Annotated in this window: 2 protein-coding genes and 1 pseudogene; all 3 read right to left on the bottom strand. The window is 61.6% G+C overall.

Annotated elements, in window-relative coordinates:
• Positions 1 to 36: 36 nt before the first annotated feature.
• Positions 37 to 2,085 (bottom strand): recombinase family protein, encoded by a 2,049-nt coding sequence (locus tag NKJ55_RS35200; protein WP_352453896.1) that lies wholly within the window; start codon positions 2,083 to 2,085, stop codon positions 37 to 39.
• Positions 2,066 to 2,239, bottom strand: coding sequence for a hypothetical protein (locus tag NKJ55_RS35195; RefSeq protein ID WP_352453895.1), 174 nt, complete (start codon positions 2,237 to 2,239; stop codon positions 2,066 to 2,068). Before NKJ55_RS35195 ends, NKJ55_RS35200 begins: the two co-directional genes overlap by 20 nt.
• A gap of 55 nt (positions 2,240 to 2,294) precedes the next feature.
• Positions 2,295 to 2,504: pseudogene (locus NKJ55_RS35765) on the bottom strand (DUF5372 family protein); the annotation flags it as partial.
• Positions 2,505 to 2,559: the final 55 nt, after the last annotated feature.

The following is a 2,559-nucleotide window of genomic DNA, read 5'->3' as shown; positions in this document are numbered from 1 at the left end:
CCGAGCAGCCACGCGTCATAATGCTCACTTTCTATGTCATTGAAAATCAAAGCGCTGTTGAGCGGGATCGGCTGTTAGCGGACGCGGCGCATTCCGCGTGCGATAGGCGGCGATATCCGCCGTCTTGAATGCCCAGGGCGCACCATAACACACTTGCCGCCCTTTGATGATGCCGAGCCGGGCCATGCGCAGCGCCGTCATTACGCTCACATCCATGATTTGCGCGGCAGCTTCAAGCGTAATCTCGCCTCGCTCAGCCCATTCGCTGGCGCGGTGGACGGCAATGCCGTGATGGCTGCGGAACGAACAGATCCGCGCCTGGGTCCAGCCGTTGCCTCGCCCTGTCGGCTTACCGGCTCGATTGAGGAGCCGCGCAATCTGGCGGTCGGGCATCAGACGCGCCAGCTCGCGAACCAGCGTCAAAGTATCCTCGGGGACTGTCCAGCGATGCTTGCCGACGGTGTTCATCTTCAACTTCAATGCGGTGTGGTCCCCTCCCTGCCAATGCAGGACCATCTCGATGATGCCACCTTCGATACGGACGACGATCTCGCACAAGGCTGCGCGAACGATCCTCTTGCGCGTCGCAGATGTTGCCGCCGGGTGCGACCAGGCCAGGTCCAGATCGGCGCCGAGCCGCATCAGCTGATCCCGTTCCTTCTCTCCCAGCAGAGATGGTCTTCGCGCCTCGAGCGCGGCAATCTCGCCTTCGATCTCGTGCACGGCTTCAAGCGCGTTGTTCCAGCGGCGCTCCAGCTCGCCAGCGACCAGACGATTGGCCGGGTCGACGGCATCGTATTGCCGACGCGCATGGGTAGCCTCGTAACGCGCCCGCTGCAGTGCCAGCGCTAGCTGCCTTTGTGCGGCTGACGTCTCGCTCGCTTGAACCTCGAGCGCCTTGGTTGCGGCGTCGATGCCGAGCGGCTTCAAGGCACCAAGAACCGCGGCGCCGACAGCCTCATCGGCGCGCAAGCCGCCAAACGAGATGCACCGCTCGGTGCCATGATTGACGAGCGCACCCCGGCAGTGATAGCGCCCCGCCTTGCCGCTATAAGCGACATACATCTTACGGCCGCAATGGCCGCAACGCAGAAGCCCCGCGAGAAGCAGCCCCCCGCGCCGTACCGCTCCTTTGGCGGTGGCACTGCCTTTGCCGATTGCGTTATTGGCAATCACCTGTTGGTTACTCTCGAACTCGCTCCACGGAATGTAGCCTTCATGCTGGTCCTTAAGCAGGACGTCCCATTCCATCTGAGGGCGCCGCAGCCCGCGGCGCACGCGTTTGCGGCCCTCCTCAATGATGACCTTGCTTGTCGTGCGCCCGAAGGCATAGGCACCCGCATAGACCGGGTTAGTCAGAATGTTGTGCACGGTATTGTAGAGCGGCAGTTTCCAGGCGATGAAGCGCCCCTCTGCGTCATGCGACTTAACGGGCAAAGCGATGCCTTCGTCTCTGAACCACATATGGACCTGCCGCACGCTCTGTAGCTCGGCGAACTTCGCGAACACCAACCTCAACGCGTCCTGCACGCGCTGGTCTGGATCCTTCTCGATCTGCTCGCGCCCGGTCTTCACATAGCCGGCGGCGACACCGAGGAACAGCGCGCCCCGGCGGGCTTTCTGCTTCAGTGCCTCTTGCGAGCGCTGACGAAACAGTGACAACTCGAGCTCGCTCATCGTGCCCTTCATACCAAGCAATAGCCGATCATTGGGATGCCGAGGATCGTAGATTCCGTCCTCGTCGACGATGACGGTCCCGACCAATCCACAGAACTCGATCAGCGTATGCCAGTCGCGGCCGTTGCGCGCCAACCGAGAGGCCTCGATCGCGAACACGGCGCCCGCATGCCCTTCGCAGATCGCCGCCAGGAGCCGCTCGAAACCTGGTCGATTGATGCCGCCGCCCGAGCGGCCGAGATCATCGTCGATGACCTCGATCTTCGCCCAGCCGAGCTGGCGAGCGCGATCGGCGAGTCCGTATTGCCGGCGCTGGCTCTCCTGATTGTGCATAAGCTGATCGGCCGTCGACTGACGGATATAGACGAAGGCACTGCGCGCAAGATGCTCAGCTGTGATCTTGGTCATCTGCGATCCCCCCGTTTGCCAGAGCCATCGCGATCTCGCGCAGCAGCGTCTCCACCAGCATCGTCAGTTCGATCTCCTGTGCCCGTGTCAGCACAACGCTTGGCTCGCCTTCTTCGAACAGGCTTGGCTGGGGACTTTCGAATTGGCGCTTCATTGCGATCTTTCTCCATCGTTGAGTCGGACTGGAGAAATCCTAGAAGCGCATCGATCTCAGCGCGCAGAGATTGCAAGGCCCCAAGGGAAAACTGCGGCCCCGCCGACAGCTTGAAGTGCGTCGCCGTCTCGCGCGTCATCCAAGCCGGTATGCAGGCAAAGGAGCCGTCAGGCTGCGCAATGACCACCAAATCGGTACCACGGTACGCATAGCGCTTCAGAATGAGCACCGTCTCACCACAGCGCGGATGAAATGGATAGTAAATCCACCCTTCTTCGGGATGTTGGCGGGCAGTATGTCGTTGTTTTGAGCAGCACCTG

It is taken from the genome of Mesorhizobium sp. M0106 (assembly GCF_040322715.1).
Taxonomy (GTDB): domain Bacteria; phylum Pseudomonadota; class Alphaproteobacteria; order Rhizobiales; family Rhizobiaceae; genus Mesorhizobium.
This window is presented reverse-complemented; position numbering and strand designations above follow the sequence as displayed.

What these genes read in the sequence shown, in the direction of transcription:
- NKJ55_RS35200 (WP_352453896.1), bottom strand. Translation starts at nt 2,085, where the DNA reads ATGACCAAGATCACAGCTGAGCATCTTGCGCGCAGTGCCTTCGTCTAT.
- NKJ55_RS35195 (WP_352453895.1), bottom strand. Translation starts at nt 2,239, where the DNA reads ATGAAGCGCCAATTCGAAAGTCCCCAGCCAAGCCTGTTCGAAGAAGGC.